The organism is Chimaeribacter californicus (assembly GCF_002858675.1).
GTDB lineage: Bacteria > Pseudomonadota > Gammaproteobacteria > Enterobacterales > Enterobacteriaceae > Chimaeribacter > Chimaeribacter californicus.
In genome coordinates this window covers 222593-245356 of the sequence record NZ_PJZF01000001.1, presented here as the reverse complement: position 1 = coordinate 245356, position 22764 = coordinate 222593, and the positions used below count along the sequence as shown (strand labels likewise).

The window sequence follows — 22764 nt, the reverse complement described above, 5'->3', positions numbered from 1 at the left end:
GTGCCGCAGGCGCGCCGGGGTGAGGGTAAATAACAGGGGTAACAATGAAAAAAACAGCACAGTGGCTGGCCGCCGGTTTACTGGCCGCCAGCGCCTTCGCCCAGGCGGATGACGGTAAAACCTTATATTTCTACAACTGGACGGAATATGTCCCGCCGGGCCTGCTGGAGCAGTTCACCAAAGAGACCGGCATCAAGGTGATTTACTCCACCTATGAGTCCAATGAAACCATGTACGCCAAGCTGAAAACCTATAAAGAGGGCGCGTACGACCTGGTGGTGCCGTCGACCTATTTTGTGGCGAAGATGCGCAAAGAGGGCATGTTACAGAAGATCGACAAAAGCAAGCTCAGCCACTTCTCCGCGCTGGACCCGAACCTGCTGAACAAACCCTTTGACCCGAATAACGACTACTCGATCCCTTACATCTGGGGTGCCACGGCGATTGGCGTCAACAGCGATCAAATCGACCCAAAAACCATCACCGGCTGGGCTGACCTGTGGAAGCCGGAATACAAAGGCAGCCTGCTGCTCACTGACGATGCGCGTGAAGTGTTCCAGATTGCGCTGCGCAAGCTCGGTTACTCCGGCAACACCACCGACCCGAAAGAGATTGAGGCGGCTTACCAGGAATTGCGCAAGCTGATGCCGAACGTGCTGGCCTTCAACTCTGACAACCCGGCGAACCCGTACATGGAAGGCGAAGTGAATCTCGGCATGGTCTGGAACGGTTCCGCCTACGTGGCGCGCCAGGCCGGTACGCCGCTGACGGTCGTGTGGCCGAAAGAGGGGGGGATTTTCTGGATGGACAGCCTGGCGATCCCGGCCAATGCGCATAACGTGGCGGGTGCGCACAAGCTGATTGATTTCCTGTTGCGCCCGGAAGTGGCGGCGCAGGTCGCAGAAACCATCGGCTACCCGACGCCGAACCTGGAAGCGAAGAAATTGCTGCCGCCGGAGGTCGCCAATGACCCGTCGCTCTACCCGTCTGACGCGGTGATGAAAAACGGCGAGTGGCAGAATGACGTCGGCAGCACCAGCGAACTGTACGAAACGCTTTACCAGAAACTCAAAGCCGGGCAATAAACGGTTTACCTGCCGGGCGCGCCCTGCGCCCGGTTACTGGTGCTTTACTGCCACTGCCCTTCCCCGCCGGCGATCATCTGGCGGACATACGCCGGCACCACTTCACTTGCCAGCCCATATTTCCGCTCATCAAACTGGCTCTCTACCTGGCTTGGCTCCAGATTAAGTTCCACGGTATGCGCGCCGCCCAACCGGGCCTCATGCACAAAACCGGCCGCCGGATACACATGGCCGGAGGTGCCGATGGAGATAAAGTAATCCGCTTTTGCCAGCGCCTGGTAGATCTCATCCATGCCGATCGGCATTTCACCAAACCACACCACATGCGGGCGCAGCGGTGAGGGGAACTGGCAACAGTGGCAGCGGTCATCCACCGTCAGGTCGCCCGGCCACTCGATTACCTGGTTGGAACGGGTGCAGCGTACTTTCAGCAGTTCGCCATGCATATGCAGCACCCGCTGATTTCCGGCGCGCTCGTGCAGGTTATCGATATTCTGCGTCACCAGCAGGAAGTGATCGCCCAGGCTCTTTTCCAGTTCTGCCAGCGCCAGATGGGCGGCATTGGGCGCAATCGCCGGTTGCTGCAACTGTTGCCGCCGGGCGTTGTAGAACGCCTGCACCCGCACCGGGTCACGCTGATACCCTTCCGGCGTGGCCACATCCTCCACGCGGTGCTCTTCCCATAATCCGTCCGCTGCGCGGAAGGTACGGATGCCGGACTCTGCGGAGATGCCCGCGCCGGTTAATACCACCACAAAAGGTTTTTTCATCTCGGTAACCGCCATAGTGTCGCGATGGAAAATACGTGAGCGAAATCGTTGGTGCCGCAAATGGTTCAGTTTGCGAAACCGGCGCAGCCTGTGGCGTGTGTGCATGACACCTGCTCCTCTGTACTGCGGTGCGCAATCCCGGATGGGATAGCGTTAGTCTAACAAATTTAGGCAGGCTGCCCCGCGCGCGCCACCTGCATCGCCATAGCGGGCTTTCTCAATGCGCGGCGGCACACAGCCCGGCAACAGGTGGGCCGGCAGGCGCGCGGCCAGCGCCGGGTACAATTCATCCACGTTCGACAGGCCACCGCCGATCACCACCAGATGCGGGTCCAGCAGGGTCAGCAGGTTGCCGAGGCAGGCGGCCAGCAGATCCGCATAGCGTGTGAAATGCGCTACGGCGGCGGCCTCCCCGGCCCGGTAGCGCGCCATAATCGCCGGGGCCGTGAGCGTCTGACCGCCGGCGAGGGCATATAGCCGCTCAAACCCCCGGCCGGAGAGATACCCCTCAATGCAGTCAATCTGACCGCACCCACAGGCCACCGGCGGCACGTCGCCCAGGATCGCCCGCGCATCCACCGGCAGGCGCACATGGCCGACTTCCCCGGCCACGCCGTTTCGTCCGCTGAAGACCTTGCCGTTAAACACCAGACCGCCACCGACGCCGGTGCCGAGGATTAACCCCAGCACGCTGGGATAGGCGCGGAATTCGTCGTCCCAGGCTTCGGAGAGCGCAAAACAGTTGGCGTCATTGTCGATGCGGACGCCACGCTCCAGCAGGCGCGCCAGATCGTCCTGCACCCGGCGGCCGGATGCCGCCGGGACATTGGCGGAAAACAGCGTGCCGTCGGCTTTAATCAGGCCGGGAACGCCGATACCCACGCGCCCGCCGCCAACAACGGCATCCGCCTCCTGCACCAGCGCCACCAGGGCCGCCAGCAGCGTGGTGTAGTCATCCCGTGGGGTCGGCACCCGCTTCTGCCACAGGCGGGTCAGCTGGGCGTCAAACACCGCCAGCTCAATTTTGCTGCCGCCCATATCAATGCCGTAATACATGTCAGCGCCCCCCGTTACTGGCCGCCGCTCAACACGCGGGCCGGGTCAATACGGCTGGCGCGCCGCGCCGGGTACCAGCTGGCGATCAGGCTCAGCAGAATGGCCGTCAGCAGCACGCCGCCCACGTCCAGCCAGTGCAGCTCTGACGGCAGGAAGTCGATGAAGTAGATATCCCCGGACAGGAACTGGTGGCCGATCAGCGTCTCCAGCCCGCGGATAATCGGCGTGAGCTGCAAGGCAGCCACCACGCCGACCACCACGCCGCTCAGGCTGCCGACCAGCCCGGCCAGCAGACCGTACCAGATAAAGATGGCGCGGATCAGCCGGTCACCCGCCCCCAGCGTGCGCAGTACGGCGATGTCACTGCTTTTGTCTTTCACTGCCATCACCAGCGTGGAGACGATGTTGAAGCAGGCGACGCCAATCACCAGCACCAGCGCCAGGTACATAATCGCGCGTACCATTTCGATATCACGGTACATGTAGCCGTAGGTGCCGATCCAGCTGCGGATATAGACGTAAGCATTAGTGACTTTGCCCGCCTCACGCACCAGCGTGTTGGCGCTGAACGGGTTGTTGGCTTTAATGGCAATCCCCGTGACACTGTCACCCATGTCAAGGTAGCCCTGCGCATCGGCCAGCGGCACCATGGCAAAGCTGTGGTCAAGCTGGCCGCTGAGTTGCAGAATGCCGGTAACCCGCAGGCGGATGCGCTTGGGTTGCAGCAGTTTGCCCTGCGGATCGCTGTTGGGGATCATCACCGTGACGGAGGAACCCGCTTTGACGCCCAGCTCATCGGCGATGCCTTTACCGAGGATCACCTGCTGTTCACCCGCCCGGAAATGCGCCCAGGCATCGCCCTGCACAAAGTGCGGCAGCGCGCTGAGGTGCGCTTCCTGTTGCGGGTCTACGCCTTTTACCTGCACCGCACGCAATTTCGCGCCGCTTTCCAGTAGGCCGGTGAAATTAATGTAGGGCGCGGCGGCCGCAACGCCCGGCACGGCCGCCACTTTCGGCAGCAGGCCTTGCCAGCCGTTGAACGGCTGGTCCACCGGCTCAATTTCACCGTGCGGCACGACGGCCAGAATGCGGTTATTCAGCTCACGCTCGAAACCGTTCATCGCGCTCAGGCCGACAATCAGCACCGCCACACCCAGCGCAATGCCCACGGTGGAGATGATGGAGATCAGCGACACCATGCCGCTGCGGCGACGGCCGCGGCTGAAGCGCAGGCCAATCACCAGAGAGAGAGGCAACCCCATTACTGCGCCCCCAGCAAGGAAACATCCTGCTGCAACTGGCCGTCGCGCATCTCCAGCTGACGGTTCAGGCGGCGCGCCAGCGTCAGGTCATGGGTCACCACCAGGAAGGCGGTGCCCTGCCGCACGTTCAGCTCGCCCAGCAATTCAAAAATGCTGTCGGCGTTCCGCTGGTCGAGGTTGCCGGTCGGTTCATCCGCCAGCACCAGCGACGGGTTATTCACCAGCGCCCGGGCAATTGCCACCCGCTGGCGCTCGCCACCGGAGAGTTCGGAAGGCCGGTGGCCGCTGCGCTTCTCCAGCCCCACCGCCGCCAGCATCTCACGCGCTTTTTCCTGCGCGGCAGCTGCCCCGCCGGTGCCGATCAGCAACGGCATCGCCACATTCTCCAGCGCGGTGAAATCCGGCAACAGGTGGTGGAACTGGTAGATGAAGCCCAGCTCACGGTTACGCAGCGCGGCTTTGGCACGGGAAGACATACCGCTCAACGGCGTGCCTTTGAACACCACGTCGCCGGAGGTGGGGGTATCCAGCCCGCCCAGCAGGTGCAGCAAGGTACTTTTGCCCGACCCGGAGCTGCCCACAATCGCCATCATCTCGCCCGGCTGCATGGCAAAGGTCACATCGCGCAGCACAGAGGTTTGCAGCTTGCCTTCCTGATAGGTTTTGCACAGGTTGTCGCACTGCAATAAAGGATGGTTACTCATAACGTAAAGCCTCAGCGGGTTGAACGGCGGCAGCGCGCCATGAAGGGTAAAGCGTGGAAAGCAGCGCCACGGCCATTGCCACCAGCGCAATGGTGATGACCTGGAGCGGCTCAATGTCGACCGGCAGCGACGCGCCGTCAATCGCCATGCCGAGCGCAGGCATAATCGTGCCCAGCTGGCTCGCCAGCAGGGTGCCGAGCAACGCCCCGAGCAGGGCGCCGATGATGCCGGCGCTCGCGCCCTGCACCATAAACACCGTCATAATCTGGCGGCGTGTCAGCCCCTGGGTTTGCAGAATCGCCACCTCACCCTGTTTCTCCATCACCAGCAGCCCCAGCGAAGTGATGATGTTAAAGGCGGCCACGGCCACAATCAGGCTGAGTAGCAGCCCCATCATGTTCTTTTCCATACGCACCGCCTGGAACAGCTCGCCCTTGCGGTCACGCCAGTCTTTCCACTGGGTGCCGGCCGGCAGCGGCTGTTGGCTCAGGGTGTCTACGGTGAGCGGCTGTTGCAGCGTCAGCCGCCAGCCGGTGATGTTACCGGCCGGGTAGCGCATCAGGCGGGAGGCATCCTGCTGGTTCACCAGCAACTGGTAGCCGTCCACTTCGCTGTTGGCCGCAAACGTGCCAATCACGGTAAACAGGCGCTGGCTCGGTATCCGCCCCATCGGGGTGAATTCACTGGCGCTGGTGACCATCAGCCGCAGCGTGTCGCCGCGTTTGACGCCCAGTTGCCCGGCCAGCTGCTCGCCCAGGATCACGTTGTAGGTCTGCGGCTGGAGCTGCTGCTGCTGCGCGCCCACCAGATACTGCGCCAGCGGCTCCGGCTGATCCGGGTTGACGCCCAGCATCACGCCGACCGCCACACCGCGCGCGCTTTGCAGCACCACATCACCGGTGGTCAGCGGCACAATGCGCTGCACGCCCTGTAAGCCGGACAGGCCGGACGCGGGGAGTTTCTGGGGGTTAAGGGAGCCCTGTGGGGTGGTGATCAGCGCCTGAGGCATCAGCCCGAGAATATTTCTCTCGAGATCGCGCTCAAAGCCGTTCATCACGGAGAGGACGGTAACCATCGCCATCACGCCAAGCGTAATACCGATGGTGGAAAGCCAGGAAACAAACCGGCCGAAGCGGTCTGAGGCCCGCCCGCGCATATAACGCAGGCCGATGAATAACGCGACAGGTTGATACATGAAATCCGTTTTATGACAGTTGCTAAAGCAAAGTGATCAAGGATAATAAAGGCTACAACCGCATTAGGGAACCACTTCCTGAAGTAACTCTTTGTGTAAGTACACATCTATTAACTACCAGGCTTTCAGGGTTGCTTATACTTACTGCATCGCGTCTTCTGTGCTGTTAAGCCAGCCTGATGCGGGTGCTGCCGCAAACATGCGGCTTCACGATATGGCGGGCAAGATGCCCGGCTGACCGGGATGGCCCGTTGCTGAACAAGAGAATGTAAAACTGACTATGCCTCACACATACCGTTACCCCCTGCCCGCCCGCCGCGGCGATGTCCGCGTGCTTGGTCAACTGACCGGCTCGGCCTGCGCCGTTGAGTGCGCCGAGATCATTGAACGCCATGACGGCCCGGTGATGCTGCTCGCCCCTGACATGCAAAACGCCCTGCGGTTGCGCGACGAGATCCAGCAGTTCACCTCCCATCTGGTGACGGCGCTGTCGGACTGGGAAACCCTGCCCTATGACAGTTTCTCGCCGCATCAGGAGATTATTTCTGCCCGCCTCTCCAGCCTCTACCAGCTGCCGACCATGGCGCGCGGGGTGATCATCCTGCCGGTCAATACCCTGATGCAGCGCGTCTGCCCCCATGCGTTCCTGCACGGCCATGCGCTGGTGATGCAAAAAGGGCAGCGCCTCTCGCGTGACAAACTGCGCGCCCAGCTGGAGCAGGCGGGCTACCGCAGTGTGGATCAGGTGATGGAGCATGGCGAGTACGCCACCCGCGGTGCGCTGCTGGATCTCTACCCGATGGGCAGTGAAGAGCCGTACCGCCTCGATTTCTTTGATGATGAGATAGACAGCCTGCGGGTGTTTGATGTGGATACCCAGCGCACCCTGAGTGAAGTGGATCGCATCAATCTGTTGCCGGCGCATGAGTTCCCGACGGACAAGGCGGCAATCGAGCTGTTCCGCAGCCAGTGGCGTGAAAAATTTGATGTGCGCCGTGAGCCGGAGCACATCTACCAGCAGGTCAGCAAGGGCACCTTCCCGGCCGGGATTGAGTACTGGCAGCCGCTGTTCTTCAACGAACCGCTGAGCACGCTGTTCAGTTACCTGCCGGAGAATACCCTGCTGGTGAATACCGGCGATCTGGAGGCGTCGGCGGAGCGCTTCTGGCTGGACGTGAACCAGCGTTACGAGAACCGCCGCGTTGACCCGATGCGCCCGTTGCTGGCGCCGGAATCCTTGTGGCTGCGGGTCGATGCCCTGTTTGCCGAGCTGAAACAGTGGCCGCGCGTGCAGCTGAAAACTGACCTGCTGCCGGAAAAAGCAGCCAACACCAATCTGGGCTATGAGCCGCTGCCGTCACTGGCGGTGGAACCGCAGCAGAAAGTGCCGCTTGATACCCTGCGCCGCTTTGCTGAATCCTTTACCGGCCGCCTGATCTTCTCCGTGGAGAGCGAAGGCCGTCGCGAAACCCTGCAGGACTTGCTGGCGCGCATTAAATTACGCCCGGTGATGATTGAGCGCCTGGAGCAGGCGGAAGCGCCGGGCCACTACCTGATGATCGGTGCCAGCGAGCGCGGGTTCCTGGATCGCCCACGCGAACTGGCCCTGGTGTGCGAAAGCGATCTGCTGGGCGAACGCGTCAGCCGCCGCCGGCAGGACAACCGCCGGACCATCAATACCGAAACCCTGATCCGCAACCTGGCGGAGCTGCACCCCGGCCAGCCGGTGGTACACCTGGAGCACGGCGTCGGCCGGTATGCGGGCATGACCACACTGGAAGCCGGCGGCATCAAGGCGGAGTACCTGATCCTGACCTACGCCGGTGAAGACAAGCTCTACGTGCCGGTGTCGTCACTGCACCTGATCAGCCGCTATGCCGGGGGGGCGGATGATAATGCGCCGCTGCATAAACTGGGCGGTGAAGCCTGGGGCCGGGCGCGGCAGAAAGCGGCCGAGCGGGTGCGGGACGTGGCCGCCGAGCTGCTCGACATCTACGCCCAGCGCGCCGCCAAGGCGGGCTACGCCTTTAAACATGACCGCGAGCAGTATCAGCTGTTCTGCCAGTCGTTCCCGTTTGAAACCACGCCGGATCAGGAGCAGGCGATCAATGCCGTGCTGAGCGACATGTGCCAACCGCTGGCGATGGACCGGCTGGTGTGCGGCGACGTCGGCTTCGGCAAAACGGAAGTGGCGATGCGCGCCGCGTTCCTGGCGGTGGAAAACCACAAACAGGTGGCGGTGCTGGTGCCGACCACCCTGCTCGCCCAACAGCATTATGATAACTTCCGCGATCGCTTCGCCAACTGGCCGGTGCGCATTGAACTGATGTCGCGTTTCCGCAGTGCCAAAGAGCAGCAGGTGGTGATTGATGAGGCGGTCGAGGGCAAAGTCGACATCATCATCGGCACCCACAAATTGCTGATGAGCGATCTGCGCTGGAAAGACCTCGGCCTGCTGATCGTCGATGAGGAGCACCGTTTCGGCGTGCGCCACAAAGAGCGTATCAAGGCGATGCGCGCCGATGTGGACATCCTGACCCTGACGGCCACGCCGATCCCGCGCACGCTGAACATGGCGATGAGCGGGATGCGTGACCTGTCGATCATCGCCACCCCGCCGGCGCGGCGCCTGGCGGTGAAAACCTTTGTGCGGGAGTATGACAGCCTGGTGGTGCGCGAGGCGATCCTGCGTGAGGTGCTGCGCGGCGGGCAGGTTTACTACCTCTATAATGATGTGGAAAACATTGAAAAAGCGGCACAGCGGCTGGCCGAACTGGTGCCCGAAGCGCGGATTGCTGTGGGCCACGGCCAGATGCGCGAACGCGATCTGGAACGGGTGATGAACGATTTCCACCACCAGCGCTTTAATGTGCTGGTGTGTACCACCATCATCGAAACCGGCATCGACATCCCCAGCGCCAACACCATCATCATTGAGCGGGCCGATCACCTTGGGCTGGCGCAGCTGCACCAGCTGCGCGGCCGGGTCGGGCGTTCACACCATCAGGCCTACGCCTACCTGCTCACCCCGCCGCCCAAGGCGATGAGCGGCGATGCGCTGAAACGGCTGGAGGCGATCGCCTCGCTGGAAGATCTGGGGGCCGGGTTCGCGCTGGCCACGCATGACCTGGAGATCCGCGGGGCCGGTGAATTGCTGGGTGAAGACCAGAGCGGCCAGATGACCACCGTCGGCTTCACGCTCTATATGGAACTGCTGGAGAGCGCGGTGAATGCGCTGAAAGAGGGGCGCGAGCCGTCACTGGAGGATCTCACCAGCAACCAGACCGAGGTGGAGTTGCGGATGCCGTCGCTGCTGCCGGAAACCTACGTGCCGGACGTCAACACCCGCCTCTCCTTCTATAAACGTATCGCCAGCGCCAAACAGGCCAACGAACTGGAGGAGATCAAGGTTGAGCTGATTGACCGCTTTGGCCTGCTGCCGGATGCGGCGCGCAACCTGCTCGACATCGCCGCGCTGCGGCTGGCGGCGCAGGCGCTGGGCATCCGGCGTATTGAAGGCAATGAGCGCGGCGGCTTTATTGAGTTTGGCGAACAGAACCGCGTAGACCCGGCGTACCTGATTGGCCTGTTACAGAAAGCACCGCAGGTCTACCGGCTGGATGGCCCGACCAAACTGAAATTCAACCGCGAGTTGACCGAGCGTAACCTGCGGCTGGAATTCCTGGACACCCACCTGAAAGCCTTTGCGGAGCACACGCTCTGACCCCAGCCGGGCAGCGGCCGCTGCCCGGTTTCTCCCCATAAGAAAGCCCGCGCCAATGTTAATGCCACTCGCTTACCTCACCCCAGGCGGGTAAACGATCAGAACTAACACTGTGCGCGGGCGCAATTTTTTATTGGCGTTGCCGATTAGGTACGGTTACTGTCGTTCAGAATCAGCTGGCCGTTACGATCCAGTGGGATCTGGCTGCCCGGTTGACGATCCATCCGCACTTTGCCCTGCTGGTCACCGATTTTATAGGTGACGTCGTAGCCCAGGGTTTTTTGGCTCTTGTCATACACCGTGCTGCAACGCTGTTTCGTGGTGGTGTAGGTGTCATTTTCCTGCAGGCTGCTCTGCGTGCGGTTACCTGCATATCCCCCCGCCAGCGCCCCGGCCACGGTGGCGACATCACGCCCGCGCCCGCCACCGAATTGATGGCCCAGCACCCCACCCGCTACTGCACCCAGCACTGAGCCGGCGATCTGGTGTTCATCCTGCACCGGACGGCGGTGCGTGACGGTGACGTCACGGCACTCCTGACGCGGCGTTTTAACGGTTTCCGTGATCGGTGTGGCATTCACTACCTGCGCATATTGCGGGCCGGAGAACGCATCCAGATTGCTGGCGACGGCGGCGATCCCCATCGCGGCGGCGACGCCGATGCCGATACCTGCTGCCATTGATTTATTCACAGGACATCCTCCCGGTTCATTCTCATGCCATGTTACCTGTCCGGCACTGCCGGCTGCGGGACGTTTCCGTACTGCGGCCGGGTGCCCGGACGGGGGCTGACGTTCATGCCCTGCCCCCTTCTGATGGAAAAGAGTGTGCCTCCGGATTGCGCGTCCGGCAATAAGAGCAGTGGACGAAAAGTGGCATTTCCACGGGAGAAACCGCAGGTTTAGGAGTTGTCTGAAGGGTAAAGCGCGCTTAAGTAAAACTTTATGCTGGCAACGGCAGCTGGGAAAGAATAAGGCCCGCCGGGGAAGCGGGCCTCTGGTCAGTCAAACAGGCTTAATGTAATTTCAGGCGCGGGCGGATAACGCGGTTGATGCTGCCCACCAGCACCATCAGGCCGGTACGCAGGTAACCGTGCAGCGCCACCTGGTGCATACGGTAGAGCGAAACGTAGACAAAGCGCGCGATACGCCCCTCAATCATCATCGAGCCGCGCATCAGGTTGCCCATCAGGCTGCCGACGGTGCTGAAGCGGGAGAGCGACACCAGTGAACCGTTGTCTTTATAGATGTACGGCTTCAGCTTGTTGTCCTGGCCGCTGAGCTGCAACAGCAGGTTGTCGTAGCAGCGGGAGGCCATCTGGTGGGCGGACTGAGCGCGCGGCGGCACAAATTTGCCGTCCGGCTGCGGGCAGGAGGCGCAGTCACCAATGGCATAGATGAACGGGTCACGCGTGGTTTGCAGGGTCGGTTCCACCACCAGCTGGTTGATGCGGTTGGTTTCCAGGCCGCCGATCTCTTTCATAAAGTCCGGTGCCTTAATCCCGGCTGCCCAGACCATCAGATCGGCCTCAATGTACTCACCGCCTTTGGTATTCAGGCCACCTTTATCGGCACTGGTGACCATGGTGTTGGTCAGCACGCGCACGCCGAGTTTGGTCAGCTCCTGATGGGCGGCCGCAGAGATGCGCGGCGGCAGCGCCGGCAGAATGCGCTCCCCGGCTTCCACCAGCGTGACATTCAGCGCTTTATTATCCAGCCCCTGGAAGCCGTAACTGTGCAGCTGTTTCACCGCATTATGCAGTTCCGCAGACAGTTCCACCCCGGTGGCCCCGCCGCCGACGATGGCGATATTTACCTGCTCACGGTCAGCCGGGTTGGCGGAGAATTTCAGGAACAGGTTAAGCATCTCGTTATGGAAACGGTGCGCCTGATGCGGGTTATCGAGGAAGATGCAGTTCTCTTTAACGCCCGGCGTACCGAAGTCATTAGAGGTGCTGCCCAGCGCCATCACCAGGTAGTCATAACTGATTTCACGCGCTGCCACCAGCACGTCGCCCTGGCCATCGCGGATCTCGGCCAGTTGCAGGGTTTTGCTGTCACGGTTGATGTCGGTAACAGACCCCAGCTGGAACACAAAATGGTGGTTGCGGGCATGGGCCAGGTAGCTCAGCTCATCCACCCCGGCATCCAGTGAACCGGTGGCCACTTCATGCAGCAGGGGCTTCCATAAATGGCTGTTGTTGCGATCGACTAATACAATTTCAGCCTTGTTTTTGCGGCCTAATTTGTTCCCCAGGCTGGTTGCCAGCTCCAGCCCGCCTGCACCACCACCTACGATGACGATCTTTTTCATTGGCGTAGTCAATTTGACCCCCTCAAATGTGAACCAATTGTAATCTAAAGGTTAAATATAATGTCCTTAGAAAACATAGGGTTCGCGTAAATTAAACCTGCATCTGAGGCCAGAATAGCATGGGAGGTTATTTGGTCATACCAAAATTGATATACATCAAACTTTTTTGTTTATTCCATAGACAAAGAGCGGTATTAATGCATTTAAATCATCAGGTTATTAAGAATAGTCTCAGGTATAGCCGTGCGCGATATGGATAAAAAAAGCCCAGCTGGCGCTGCTTAAACAAGCAATCCGGAAAGGGGAAACCGGCCGCCTGACGGTGACCGGCATGACCGGAAAACAGGCGTCAGCCTGTGGTTTTGAACGCGTTGATGCGTTGCAGGTGTGGGGAGAGATTTTTGAATTTGTGGCCCTGCTGCTCATCCCAGATGATGGGATAGTAATGATGCAGCGCGGCCGCACTGCGCCGGCTGTCCAGGGCTTCATCCTGACGGGAGAGGATCAGCAGGCAGCGATCGCGGTTACGTTCTCGGAAGTCACTGACACATTTGGTGGCGATGTCGAGATACTCTTCCGGCCGGTCGATTTTGCCGGGCATGTTCTCTTCCGGCCAGAGATTGGGATTAACGCTGACCTGGCGGATCCCACAAAGAAAGCCGATACGCTCCGCCCAGAAGCCCCCCAGCCCCACCCCACATATCAGCGGATGGTCGTCACGGTTCTGCTGGAGCGCTTTATCCACCTCTTTCAGCAGGAATTGCATATCGTGGCGTGGATGCAGGGTGCTGTAACTGATCAGCCGGACATCAGGATCGATGAATTGCAGTTGCAGCACTTTTTCATGATTGCCGGGACTCGTTGAATCAAAACCATGCAGATAGATGATCATGTTTTTCCCCGTATGATGTGAAACGGCCCCCGCCCAGATTGGCCGGGGCCGGACAATCACCCGGCGTTCTGCTGTTTGTGCGCCTGCCAGCGGTCATTGAGGGCGGTAAGCGCCTGGTTGGCCTGCTTCCAGCGCGGCGAATCTAACAGTTCTTGCCGGGTGTATTTACCCCGATGATACAATTGTGCAACCTGCCCCGCGTTGACCGGGGTCAGGTTATCCAACACGCTGACGGCCCCGGCGCGGTTGTTGCACACCAGAATCATGTCACAGCCCGCATCCAGCGCTGCCTGGCCACGCTCCGCATAGCTGCCCATAATGGCCGCCCCCTCCATGGAGAGATCGTCAGAGAAGATGATGCCGCTAAAGCCCAGCTCCTGACGCAGCACCTGCTTCAGCCACCAGGGTGAGCCGCTGGCCGGGCGCGGGTCGGCCTCGGTATAAATGACATGCGCAGGCATGATCGCATCCAGCCGGCGGCGGGCGATCAGCTCGCGGAAAATCAGCATGTCATGTGCGCGGATCTCTGCCAGCGGGCGCGGGTCGTGCGGCGTCTCTTTGTGGGAGTCCGCCGCCACCGCCCCATGGCCGGGAAAGTGCTTGCCGGTACTCTTCATCCCGGCGCTCTGCATTCCCAGGATAAAGCGCTCAGCCATTGCCAGCGCTACCTGCGGATCCTCATGGAAGGATCGCTCACCAATCGCCGCGCTGCGGTGGCCGATGTCCAGCACCGGGGCAAAACTGATGTCGATGTCCATGCTGATCATCTCAGCGGCCATCAACCAGCCCGCCTCTTCAGCCAGCCGCCCGCCCTCTTGCGCATCGTTCAGCGCGGCAAAAGACTGGGCGGCCGGCAGACGGGTAAAGCCGTCACGGAAACGCTGCACCCGGCCGCCTTCCTGATCCACCGCCACCACCAGCCGCTCACGCGATGCCTGGCGGATTTGGCGCACCAGCTCGCGCAACTGCGCGGCATCATGAAAATTACGGCTGAACAGGATCAACCCACCCACCAGCGGGTGGCGCAGAATCTCACGCTCTTCCGCATCCAGTTCATACCCTTCCACATCTAACATTACCGGACCCACGGTACTCTCCCTTCACTGCCTGCTTGGGAACCTGCCGGTTCCGCTGTTATCGACTCTGTAACCGGGCGTGCAGGCCATCGGCCGCCGCCCTGAATGAAATAGTGTGTGTTTGTTGCCAGCGCACTTCGTACCACATCAGCATCAGGTAGTCGATCCACGGCAACCAGCGCCCTACCGCTGCTTGAAGCCGCGTAACGTCGCCGTACCCTCCTGCCGCACAATAGGCCGCTACCAGCGCCGCCTGTTGCTGCCCGGCTGACCAGCCATTGCCGCGCACCAGTGCCGCCAGCTCGCAGGCGATGTCTCCATCGGCGGCGTACTCCCAGTCAATCAACTGCCAGCCTTCACCGGTTGCAATGATATTGCCGGGGTGAATATCCATGTGCAGCGGTGCAATCTTCAGCACCGGCGGCAGTGGCGTGCGCTGCACGCGCTGATGGTAACGCAGCCAGCGGGGCGTCAGGCGGGTGCGGTCGATCTGCTGCCAGTACCGGGCCAGAATACCTTTCAACGCCAGCGGAAACCCGCCGCGCGGCTGCCGGTGCAGCCTGACCAGCAACAACGCCAGTGCCCCAACCGGCTGAAATGCCGTTTCCGGCAGCGTGTCGCCATCGATCCAGGCCAGCAGCAGCCAGCCATGGTGCAGCCCCAACGGCTGCGGCCCCACTCCGCCAGGCTGCCGGGTGCGCAGCATCCGTAGCTCCCGGCGGCGGCTGACGCCCATTTCCGCCATTACCGCCGTCTGCCGACGCGCCAGATAAGTGCCCTGTGGGGTACAGATGCGCCAGCTTTCGCCGGAAAGGCCGGCAACCGGGCTAAAACAGCAACCGGCGGTATTCACCGCCGGCAGGATCTGTTTCAGGCTGACAATCAGGCTGGGATCAACGCTGTACGTCACCGCTGCCCGACCAGACGATTTCACCGGTCTGCACCAGCATCAATTGCATCTCCAGCGTAGGCGCTTTGGCACTGCCGCTGGCATCGCTGTAAAGCACATACTGGGCCTTGAGGTAACGCGCCAGGCCGATAGCCTTGCTGCGGGACACCAGGCTGTCATCAGCTGAGAGGCCCAGCGTCTGCTTGGCCTGAATCAGCTGGCTGGCTGGCACCACCGAGAAGGTGTTGTTGGCGCCCAGCGCATCATAGAGGGCGGCGGTCGCGGCACTGGTCTGCAACGTGCCGTTGGTGCTGTTTTTCACATTGTCCAGCAGCAGCACGCCGCCGCTCTCCACGCCTTCAGCTTTCAGCATCTGGGCCACCAGCGGCTGCACGCTGGCCGGCCAGTCAATCGGCTTTTGCATTTTCGGTGGCTGCGGCACAGTTTCTGACGCCGGCGGCAGCGGCTGTTGCGGCTGCGGCTGGGGTTGCTCAGGTTGCGGTTGTGCCGGGATAGTGGTGACCGGCGCCTGCGGCTCTTCCGGCGGCCGGGTCATACACCCGGACAGAATTAACGCGGCCGCAGCCACAAGTAAAAGCTTTTTCATTTACCCTCTCCGGTAACTGATTAGAGATAAAGATAGAGACGCACACTGTCGGCATCCAGATTGCCCATCAGCGAATAGATCGTGGCGGTGGAAGCGGGTGCAAGCGTAATGGTACGCGGTGGCTGGAACGGCAGCAGATCCAGCCCCTGCGCATCATACCAATAGAAGCGGTAATGCACGGTTACCGGCGTCATCTGGCTGTTTGACAGCACAGAGGCGGCACTTTTGCGCCCGGAGGCATCCGCAATGGTGGGTTTATCCGCGATAATCCCTGCAGTCAGCACCGGTGATTCCATCACCACGGTTTGCTGCGTATTCAGCGCAATTTTTTGTGGGGTACTGCACCCTACCAGGGCAAGGCCCATCAGCAGAATCCACCCCGTCCGCCTGTAAACCTGCATAATGTTTTTCCTGTCAGCGAGCCAGCATCGGGCCGAGCGGCCGGCCACCCACCAGGTGCATATGAATGTGATACACCTCCTGGCCGCCATGCCGGTTGCAGTTCATGATCAGGCGATAGCCATCTTCCGCAATGCCCTCTTGTTCGGCAATTTTTGCTGCCACGGTAAACATCCTTCCCAGCGCGTGCTCATGCTCGGCCGCAACATCATTAACGGTAGGGATCAGCAGGTTCGGCACAATCAGAATGTGCGTAGGGGCCTGAGGCGAAATGTCACGGAATGCCGTAACCAGTTCATCCTGATAAACCACATCTGCCGGGATTTCACGGCGGATAATTTTACTGAAAATGGTCTCTTCAGCCATGGCAGTTGTCCTTTAGTGATGCGTGAATGATGTACGCAGTATGAGTGACATTTTCCATTTCTTTCAACCTCATTCCAAACATTCAGTGCTGACTGCCGGAGAAAAGAGCAGCAGCACCGGCCCGGAGCGCCGGCCCAGCGGCCGGTCACCGGGGTGGCCGCACGCTCCCGGAGGCAGCAGGAAAGGACAACGGGTGGGATCGCAGACATAAAAAAAGGGAGGCTTTCGCCTCCCCTTGTCGCTCCCCAGCGGACATTAATGATTACGGATGTAATCGTCCATGTCAGTTTTGAGGTTGTCTGATTTGGTACCGAAAATCGCCTGCACCCCAGAACCTGCCACGACCACACCGGCCGCGCCCAGTTTCTTCAGCCCTGCCTGATCCACCTTGGAGACATCTGCCACGCTGACGCGCAGACGGGTGATACAGGCATCCAGGTTGGTGATGTTCTCTTTGCCGCCGAAGGCGGTCACCAGTGCTGCAGACATTTCGCTGCCGCTCTGGGTAGAACGTTCACCGGTTGTTTCTTCACGGCCCGGCGTTTTCAGATCCAGCTTGGCGATCAATACGCGGAACACTGAGTAGTAGATCACGCCATAAATGATACCGATGATTGGGAACAGCCAGATTTTGCTGCTGTTGCCGCTCAGTACCACGAAGTCAATCAGACCGTGTGAGAAGCTGGTACCGTCGCGCATCCCCAACAGAATACAGATTGGGAAAGCCAGACCTGCCAGGATGGCGTGGATGCCGTACAGGATCGGCGCCACGAACATAAAGGAGAACTCGATAGGCTCGGTGATCCCGGTCAGGAACGAGGTCAGCGCGGCGGAGATCATGATGCCGCCCACTTTGGCACGGTTTTCCGGTTTCGCAGAGTGCCAGATGGCAATCGCTGCCGCCGGCAGGCCGTACATTTTGAACAGGAAGCCGCCTGAAAGTTTACCTGCTTCCGGGTCACCCGCCATATAGCGAGGAATGTCGCCATGGAAGACCTGGCCGGCTGAGTTCACGTATTCACCAATCTGCATCTGGAATGGAACGTTCCAGATGTGGTGCAGACCAAACGGCACCAGTGCGCGCTCAATCACCCCATAGATACCAAACGCCACCACCGGGTTCTGGTAAGCCGCCCACTGAGAGAACGTCTGGATCGCGGTACCGACCGGCGGCCAGATGAAGGAGAGCAATACGCCCAGGATGATCGCTGCCAGGCCGGAAATAATCGGCACAAAGCGTTTCCCGGCGAAGAAGCCCAGATATTCCGGCAACTGGATGCGGTAGAAGCGGTTAAACATGTAGGCCGCGATGGCCCCGGCGATAATGCCGCCGAGCACACCGGTATCCGCCAGATGCTTGGCCGCAATCTCTTCGGCCGGCAGGTGCAGCACCAACGGTGCCACCACCGCCAGCGTTTTCACCATGATGCCGTAAGCCACCACCGCTGCCAGGGCGGAAACACCATCGTTATTGGTAAAACCAAGTGCCACGCCGATAGCAAAAATCAGCGGCATATTGGCAAACACCGAACCACCCGCTTCCGCCATCACATGGGAAACAACGGCTGGCAGCCAGCTGAAGTTGGCGGAACCGACACCGAGCAGAATACCTGCAATGGGCAGTACCGACACCGGCAGCATCAGCGATTTACCTACTTTCTGTAGGTTGGCAAATGCGTTCTTGAACATAATTGAGTGTGCTCCTGAGTAATAGTGCTTTTGGTACTACTGGCACCTGACAGCAGAGATGGCGCGGTCCGGTGTGCAGCCGGAACGGGGAGAAAGCCCCGGCTGTCAGGGCGTCTGAAGCGCCCCTTTAATTTTTACGAAGAGTAAAATAAATGCCGTTTGTAATGTTTGATAACAGTCACGTTTCTACAAATAAAAGATGTATCTTTCATTTTTAGCATCGGCTTTTACCGCAAAAGAGAGGAAACAGGCAGATTAACCGCCAGAATTCGGCAGCGGCGCCTCGTTTTATCCGGTATTAATTACGAACCGGAAAATAAAGCGCCGCTAAAAACGTCAGGTATAGATTAGGCCAGGGCAGCCGGAGTCACATGGAATAATTGGGAAAAGTTTTTTGTGGTGGTTTCCGCCAGTTGCTCCAGCGACACCCCCTTCAATACAGCCAGATACTCCGCCACATCACGTACGTAAGCCGGCTGATTCTCTTTGCCGCGATGCGGGACCGGGGCCAGGTAAGGTGAATCCGTCTCGACAAGAAGGCGATCTAACGGCACATAGCGGGCGGCGTCACGGATTTGCTCCGCATTACGAAATGTAAGAATGCCGGAGAATGAGATATAGAAACCCAGATCCAGTAACGCTTTTGCCGTGGCCTGATCTTCAGTAAAGCAGTGCAGCACACCACCGCACTGATCCGCCTGCTCTTCACGCAGAATGGCCAGTGTATCTTCGCGTGCATCCCGGGTGTGGACAATCACCGGCTTGTTCAGTTCACGCCCGATGCGGATGTGGTCACGGAAGGATTGCTGCTGCACATGCAGGTTCTCTTTCTGGTAGTAATAGTCCAGCCCGGTCTCCCCCATCGCCACTACCCGTGCGTCAGACGCCAGCTGGCGCAGCGTATCGACCTCATACGCGGCCTCCATATTCAGCGGATGAACGCCACAGGAGAACACCACATCCGGGCGATCGCCAATTAATGTGCGCATCGCGCTGTAGCCCGGCAGCGTGGTGGCCACCGCCAGGAAAAACTTCACATCACGCTGATGTGCTTTCGCCAGGGCATCGTCAACGCCGGTATGGAGATCCTGATAGTTCAGCCCATCAAGATGGCAGTGTGAATCAACTAAAAACATAATTTTAAACTCTACAGCCGTTAGAAAGCAGAATCCGGCGCGGCAAGCAAGTCTTCCCACGCCAGCAGGTGTTCGGTGAGCAACAGCTCGCGGTTGACGGCATTCACCGTCAGCAACTGATGCCGGCAGGTCAGCCAGCCCTGCATCAGCGTTTGCAGGGAACGCTGCCCCAGGGTGGCCGCCAGCGCCGCTACCAGCGGCTGCTGATCCTGATTCAGCAGATACGCTGCCGCGCCCTGCTGCCACTTCATCGCATCCAGCAACAGGGTGCACAACCAGTGTAGACGTTCAGCGGCATCCTCGTGATTGAGCACCGGCAGCAGCGCCAGCAAGTCTCGCGCCGGTAACAGGCTGCTCACCTGCTGGCAGAGTTGCTGCCGTTGCTGCCAGCGTTCCGGCTGCAACAGTGCCGCTGCGGCCAGCGGCGCGCCGTGGCTGAGTTTCAGCGCGGTTTCAACACTTTGCGGGTCAACCGGTTGCTGGCGCTGGATCCACTGGCTGCTCAGGTCAGGCGGTGGATTTTGCAGATGCCAGTAGCTGCACCGGCTGCGCAGGGTCGGCAACAGGCGCGAGGGCGTACGGCAGCCAATCAGGAAATAGGTTTTCTCCGGCGGCTCTTCCAGGGTTTTCAGCAGCGCATTGGCCGCGGCTTCCGTCAGCCCCTCGGCCTGCGCCAGCCAGACCACCTTCGCCCCGCCCTGCTGCGCATGGGTATACAGCCCGTCAATCACCTGCCGCACCCGGTCAATACCCAGGCTGGTTTTGCCTTTCTCCGGCGTCAGCACATGCCAGTCAGGGTGGTTGCCCGCCAGCATCAGCCGGCAGCTGTGGCACTCCCCGCAGCTTTTTTCGCCCTGTGGATGCCGGCACAACAGCCAGCGGCTCAGCCCATAGACCAGTGCCGCATCCCCATTACCTTCATCTGCGTGGATCAGCAGCGCATGGTGGCCGCGCCCGGCCTGATATTGTGCAATCAGCTGGCGGTAAGGGGTATTCAGCCACGGATACCAGTTCATCAGGCGTGCCCTTGCTGCGGTAACCAGGCGCGCAGGGTGGCGGTAATCTGTGCCGACACCTCCGGCAGCGGCTGCGCGGCATCAATAGTTTTGATACGCGGGTCTGCCGCCGCCAGCGCCTGATAGCGGGCGCGCGTGCGTTCAAAGAAGGCCAGGGACTCCTGCTCAATGCGGTCCAGGGCGCCACGCTGGCGGGCGCGCTCCAGCCCGATGGCCGGCGGCAGATCCAGGTAAAGGGTTAAATCCGGGCTGAAGTCCGCTAACACGATGTCCCGCAAGGCGGCCATCATCGTGGGATCAATCCCGCGGCCGCCGCCCTGATAAGCCTGGGAAGAGAGATCGTGGCGGTCGCCAATCACCCACGCCCCGCGGGCCAGGGCCGGTTTAATCACGGTTTCCACCAATTGCACCCGCGCGGCATAGAGCATCAGCACTTCCGCTTTGTCCGTCAGGGTTTCGCCTTCAATGCCCTCTTTGATCAGGGTGCGCAGGCGTTCAGCCAGCGGTGTCCCGCCCGGCTCACGGGTAAACACCAGATCGGTAATGCCGGCCTCATGCAGCGCCGCCACGATGGTGTCACGGGCGGTGGTTTTTCCGGCGCCTTCCAGCCCCTCAATCACAATAAATTTGCTGTTCATGGTCTGTCAGCGCCCCGCACTGGTTTTCAGGATTTCACGGTAACGTTGCACCGCTTTGTTGTGGTTTTCAAGATTGGTGCTGAACGTGTGCCCGCCCGTGCCGTTTGCCACAAAATAGAGGTAAGCGGTTTTCGCCGGGTGTGCGGCGGCCTGCATGGATGCCAGGCTTGGCATGGCAATCGGCGTCGGCGGCAACCCGGAGATCACATAGGTGTTGTAAGGCGTCGGCGTCTCCAGATCTTTACGGGTGATGTTGCCTTTATAGGCGTCGCCCATACCGTAAATCACGGTGGGATCCGTTTGCAGACGCATACCGATGCGAAGGCGGTTGATAAATACCGAGGCGACCTCATCCCGCTCCTCGCTGACGGCGGTCTCTTTCTCAATGATCGAGGCCATGGTCAGCAGATCATTCGGCGTTTTATACGGCAGATTCGGTGCGCGCTGGGCCCAGATCTCATCCACGGTTTTCTGCATTCGCGTATAGGCGCGTTTGAACAGGGAGAGATCGCTCATGCCGGCGGTATAAAGGTAGGTATCGGGATAAAGGCGGCCTTCTACCGGCTCACCGGGTTTCATACCCAATGCCGCGCCAATGGCGGCTTCATCTTTGCCTGCCAGTTGGTGCTTCAGGTAGGGTGCTGCCTGCGCAACCTGCAACCAGTCTTGCAGCCGTAACCCTTCGATCAGACGGATACTGAACTGGGCTTCTTTACCGCTGACCAGCAAAGCCAGCATCTCCCTTACTGTCATCCCGGGCATCAGACGGAACGTGCCGGCTTTGACATTAGCCAGGGAGGGTTCAATACGCAGTAGCCAGGCAAACCATGGGCTGGGGGCCAGCACTTTCTGTTCATTGAGCAACGCTTCCAACCCGCTGCGGCCGGTACCGGCCGGCAGGGTGAAAATGGTTTCCTGGCTAATGGCCAGCTGCTGGCCGGCAAAATGCTCAGTCCGCTGGTAAACAAATACTGCGGCAATCAACAGAAGTGCCGCCAGTAACGTAACAACTCTTAGTTTCTTCTTCATTCAACAGCCTGGTTAACAATAAGGAATCAGCGTATGGAAAAGCGTTCGCGACGGGTAGCGCCACTCGCCGATGGCAGTAACCGGCAGCAACGGCATCAGGGCGTTACAGATAAAGACTTCATCTGCCCCGGCCAGCACCGCCATCGGCGCCCGCACAATCTCTGCCTGATAGTCCGGGTGGTCAGCCAGCAGCGCCAGAATATGTTGCCGCATAATTCCATCTACCCCGGAAAGCGTGACGTCCGGTGTCATCACCCGCTGACCGGTACGCCAGAATAAATTAGCCGCACAGCATTCCACCAGCATCCCGGAAGTGTCAAGCACCAGCGCTTCGTCGGCCGTTGTCTGCTCAAGATGCAGCCGGATCATCACCTGCTCCAGCCGGTTCAAATGTTTAATGCCGGCAAGCAAGGGGCTTTGCGCCAGCGCTACCGGACTCAGCGCCAGCGTAACGCCGCGCTCACGCCAGTCGCTGTAGTGTGCCGGGTAAGAGGATGTTGTAACGATTCTTGTGGGCTGAAGGCAACCGGCCGGGCTATAGCCGCGCCCGCCGCTGCCGCGGGTGACGATCACTTTAAGTACGCCCTGCCCTTGTTCGGCGGCAGCATGCACCATCTCCTGTTCAAGCGCCTGCCAGTCAACGCCCTGGATCATCAACGCCGCGGCACCGCGTTGCAACCGAGCCAGGTGTGCCGGCAGCCATTGCATGCTGCCGCCAAGCACGCGGGCCGTGGTAAAACAGCCATCACCAAACTGCACCGCGCGATCGCTAAGGGAAATGTCAGTGGACGGGCAGCCATTGAGCCAATACATCAGAGACCTCCGGGGCGTGTCATGTCATGGGAACCTGCGCCTGCTTCCTGAGACTGGCGATGGGTACAGAGGTTCCCGGCTGGCCGCAGCCTTTCACAGGGGTGC

Annotated in this window: 21 protein-coding genes; 2 read left to right on the top strand and 19 right to left on the bottom strand. The window is 60.2% G+C overall.

Going from position 1 to position 22764, the window contains the following annotated elements; translation table 11 throughout:
* Positions 1 to 44 precede the first annotated feature (44 nt).
* Positions 45 to 1085, top strand: a complete 1041-nt coding sequence (potD, locus tag CYR55_RS01105; protein ID WP_101814323.1) for a spermidine/putrescine ABC transporter substrate-binding protein PotD — start codon at positions 45 to 47, stop codon at positions 1083 to 1085.
* 44 nt (positions 1086 to 1129) lie between these two features.
* Here the strand turns inward: potD and cobB are convergent, their stop codons facing one another.
* From cobB to lolC, 5 genes are read right to left on the bottom strand one after another with little or no spacing between them, the layout of a single operon-like run.
* The gene (gene cobB / locus CYR55_RS01100; RefSeq protein ID WP_101814322.1) at positions 1130 to 1960 is read right to left on the bottom strand and encodes a Sir2 family NAD+-dependent deacetylase; all 831 of its coding nucleotides are present in this window, start codon (positions 1958 to 1960) and stop codon (positions 1130 to 1132) included.
* Positions 1961 to 2008: 48 nt separating this feature from the next.
* Positions 2009 to 2911, bottom strand: a complete 903-nt coding sequence (gene nagK, locus CYR55_RS01095) for an N-acetylglucosamine kinase (RefSeq protein ID WP_101814321.1) — start codon at positions 2909 to 2911, stop codon at positions 2009 to 2011.
* A 14-nt stretch (positions 2912 to 2925) separates the two neighbouring features.
* Positions 2926 to 4173, bottom strand: a complete 1248-nt coding sequence (lolE, locus tag CYR55_RS01090) for a lipoprotein-releasing ABC transporter permease subunit LolE (protein WP_101814320.1) — start codon at positions 4171 to 4173, stop codon at positions 2926 to 2928.
* Positions 4173 to 4877, bottom strand: coding sequence for a lipoprotein-releasing ABC transporter ATP-binding protein LolD (lolD, locus tag CYR55_RS01085; protein WP_101814319.1), 705 nt, complete (start codon positions 4875 to 4877; stop codon positions 4173 to 4175). The genes lolE and lolD overlap by 1 nt, the downstream gene beginning before the upstream one ends.
* Entirely contained in the window at positions 4870 to 6072 is a 1203-nt protein-coding gene (gene lolC / locus CYR55_RS01080; RefSeq protein WP_101814318.1) for a lipoprotein-releasing ABC transporter permease subunit LolC, read from the bottom strand. Before lolC ends, lolD begins: the two co-directional genes overlap by 8 nt.
* Positions 6073 to 6352: 280 nt before the next feature.
* Between lolC and mfd the strand changes: the two genes are divergently transcribed.
* Positions 6353 to 9796: a transcription-repair coupling factor gene (gene mfd, locus CYR55_RS01075; RefSeq protein WP_101814317.1), complete on the top strand. Its 3444-nt coding sequence runs from the start codon at positions 6353 to 6355 to the stop codon at positions 9794 to 9796.
* 146 nt (positions 9797 to 9942) lie between these two features.
* On the opposite strand, the gene CYR55_RS01070 is transcribed toward mfd, so the two are convergent.
* From CYR55_RS01070 to pabC, 14 genes are all read right to left on the bottom strand, one after another.
* Positions 9943 to 10488, bottom strand: a complete 546-nt coding sequence (locus tag CYR55_RS01070) for a glycine zipper 2TM domain-containing protein (RefSeq protein ID WP_101814316.1) — start codon at positions 10486 to 10488, stop codon at positions 9943 to 9945.
* A 322-nt stretch (positions 10489 to 10810) separates the two neighbouring features.
* A complete protein-coding gene (locus CYR55_RS01065; protein WP_101814315.1) occupies positions 10811 to 12121 on the bottom strand; it encodes an NAD(P)/FAD-dependent oxidoreductase in 1311 nt (436 codons plus the stop codon).
* Positions 12122 to 12458: 337 nt separating this feature from the next.
* Positions 12459 to 13001, bottom strand: coding sequence for an alpha/beta hydrolase YcfP (ycfP, locus tag CYR55_RS01060; RefSeq protein ID WP_101814314.1), 543 nt, complete (start codon positions 12999 to 13001; stop codon positions 12459 to 12461).
* A gap of 56 nt (positions 13002 to 13057) precedes the next feature.
* Positions 13058 to 14077, bottom strand: coding sequence for a beta-N-acetylhexosaminidase (gene nagZ, locus CYR55_RS01055; RefSeq protein WP_165699501.1), 1020 nt, complete (start codon positions 14075 to 14077; stop codon positions 13058 to 13060).
* A 58-nt stretch (positions 14078 to 14135) separates the two neighbouring features.
* Positions 14136 to 14951 (bottom strand): phosphotransferase, encoded by an 816-nt coding sequence (locus CYR55_RS01050; protein WP_420912715.1) that lies wholly within the window; start codon positions 14949 to 14951, stop codon positions 14136 to 14138.
* 19 nt (positions 14952 to 14970) lie between these two features.
* Positions 14971 to 15573 carry a penicillin-binding protein activator LpoB gene (lpoB, locus tag CYR55_RS01045; protein WP_101814311.1) on the bottom strand — a complete coding sequence of 201 codons (603 nt, stop codon included), beginning with the start codon at positions 15571 to 15573 and terminating at the stop codon, positions 14971 to 14973.
* Between the two features lie 20 nt (positions 15574 to 15593).
* Positions 15594 to 15938 carry a YcfL family putative periplasmic lipoprotein gene (locus tag CYR55_RS01040; protein WP_241522051.1) on the bottom strand — a complete coding sequence of 115 codons (345 nt, stop codon included), beginning with the start codon at positions 15936 to 15938 and terminating at the stop codon, positions 15594 to 15596.
* A gap of 49 nt (positions 15939 to 15987) precedes the next feature.
* Positions 15988 to 16338, bottom strand: coding sequence for a purine nucleoside phosphoramidase (gene hinT / locus CYR55_RS01035; protein ID WP_072925380.1), 351 nt, complete (start codon positions 16336 to 16338; stop codon positions 15988 to 15990).
* A 255-nt stretch (positions 16339 to 16593) separates the two neighbouring features.
* Complete coding sequence (gene ptsG / locus CYR55_RS01030) at positions 16594 to 18027, bottom strand: PTS glucose transporter subunit IIBC (RefSeq protein ID WP_101814309.1); 1434 nt, start codon at positions 18025 to 18027, stop codon at positions 16594 to 16596.
* 347 nt (positions 18028 to 18374) lie between these two features.
* Positions 18375 to 19163: a metal-dependent hydrolase gene (locus CYR55_RS01025; RefSeq protein WP_101814308.1), complete on the bottom strand. Its 789-nt coding sequence runs from the start codon at positions 19161 to 19163 to the stop codon at positions 18375 to 18377.
* Between the two features lie 20 nt (positions 19164 to 19183).
* A complete protein-coding gene (holB, locus tag CYR55_RS01020; RefSeq protein ID WP_101814307.1) occupies positions 19184 to 20179 on the bottom strand; it encodes a DNA polymerase III subunit delta' in 996 nt (331 codons plus the stop codon).
* The gene (tmk, locus tag CYR55_RS01015; RefSeq protein ID WP_101814306.1) at positions 20179 to 20817 is read right to left on the bottom strand and encodes a dTMP kinase; all 639 of its coding nucleotides are present in this window, start codon (positions 20815 to 20817) and stop codon (positions 20179 to 20181) included. Before tmk ends, holB begins: the two co-directional genes overlap by 1 nt.
* Before the next feature lie 6 nt (positions 20818 to 20823).
* Entirely contained in the window at positions 20824 to 21846 is a 1023-nt protein-coding gene (gene mltG, locus CYR55_RS01010) for an endolytic transglycosylase MltG (protein WP_101814305.1), read from the bottom strand.
* 12 nt (positions 21847 to 21858) lie between these two features.
* Positions 21859 to 22659 (bottom strand): aminodeoxychorismate lyase, encoded by an 801-nt coding sequence (gene pabC / locus CYR55_RS01005; RefSeq protein WP_101814304.1) that lies wholly within the window; start codon positions 22657 to 22659, stop codon positions 21859 to 21861.
* Positions 22660 to 22764: the final 105 nt, after the last annotated feature.